Here is a 591-nt window from a genome sequence, read left to right as displayed (position 1 = left end):
GCCCGGGCGATCTCGCGAATCGTGGTGCGCGAATAGCCATTCTCGGCCACACATCGCATCGCGGCGGTGATGATGCGGGCCCGGGTCTGCTCACCGTCGGCACCCACCGGCCGACCCAATTGCGGCGGCGTGACGCTCATGCGGCGGGAAGCCCGCCGCAGCTCCGTCCATCACGCACTACGCACCTCCGCGGCGAAGCCGGAACTAATCGATCACTCGATTATATTCGACCGTGTCGGGGACCGGGAGCCGGCGGACGGGACGCGCGAGTGAGGACAGCATGGTGACGCGGGCGCAACGGGGACGTCCGGTCGGCGCCAGCGGCGAGGAGACGCGGCAGCGGATCGTCGTTGCCACCATGCGCTGCGTGGCCGAATTCGGGTACGCGGGCGCCACCATCCGTGAGATCGCCCGGGCGGCCGACGTCACCAGCGGCAGCCTGTACCACTACTTCCCGAACAAGTCCGAATTGCTGGACGCGGCCGTCGAGGACATCGAACGCATGGCGGTGCCGCGGCTGCGAGCCGCCGCCGCGGGCCCGGGGACCGCCGTCGACCGGATCGAGGCGGTGCTCGACGAATCGGGCCGGCT

General features: G+C 70.4%; 2 protein-coding genes. One reads left to right on the top strand and one right to left on the bottom strand.

Features of this window, described 5'->3' with window-relative positions:
* Positions 1-140, bottom strand: a 140-nt coding sequence (locus tag A9X04_RS29560; protein ID WP_156751880.1) for a TetR/AcrR family transcriptional regulator, incomplete at its 3' end; no start/stop codon positions are given.
* Between the two features lie 143 nt (positions 141-283).
* Here A9X04_RS29560 and A9X04_RS09130 point away from each other — a divergent pair.
* Positions 284-591, top strand: a 308-nt coding sequence (locus tag A9X04_RS09130) for a TetR/AcrR family transcriptional regulator (RefSeq protein WP_156764284.1), incomplete at its 3' end; no start/stop codon positions are given.

Source organism: Mycobacterium sp. E3247 (assembly GCF_001667785.1).
Classification (GTDB): Bacteria; Actinomycetota; Actinomycetes; order Mycobacteriales; family Mycobacteriaceae; genus Mycobacterium.
This window is presented reverse-complemented; position numbering and strand designations above follow the sequence as displayed.